This is a genomic window from Chryseobacterium sp. SIMBA_028, from assembly GCF_046535285.1.
Taxonomy (GTDB): Bacteria; Bacteroidota; Bacteroidia; order Flavobacteriales; family Weeksellaceae; genus Chryseobacterium.
Genome location: NZ_JAWRWZ010000330.1, coordinates 1 through 268, shown reverse-complemented (window position 1 = coordinate 268; position 268 = coordinate 1). Strand labels below are relative to the sequence as shown.

The following is a 268-nucleotide window of genomic DNA, read 5'->3' as shown; positions in this document are numbered from 1 at the left end:
GTGCGAATATTGTCTTGCTGCTCACACTTACACCGGTACGCATGTCACTAAACTGAGCCTAGAGGAGATCGCGGCCGCGAGACGCGGCGGGTCGGCCGAAGAGAAAGCCGATGCCGCAGTCAAGTTCGCAGTGAAGATCGCGGAGGCGCGAGGCGGCGTCTCCACCAGCGACGTCGAAGATGTGAAGGCGGCAGGATTCGACGACGGCGAACTGCTGGAAATCGTCGCACATGTCGCCGCGAACACGTTCACCAACTACCTCAACGAA

Annotated in this window: 1 protein-coding gene; it reads left to right on the top strand. The window is 59.7% G+C overall.

Annotated elements, in window-relative coordinates:
• On the top strand, positions 1 to 268 hold a 268-nt coding region (locus tag SCA31_RS23660; RefSeq protein WP_410699452.1), incomplete at both ends, for a carboxymuconolactone decarboxylase family protein.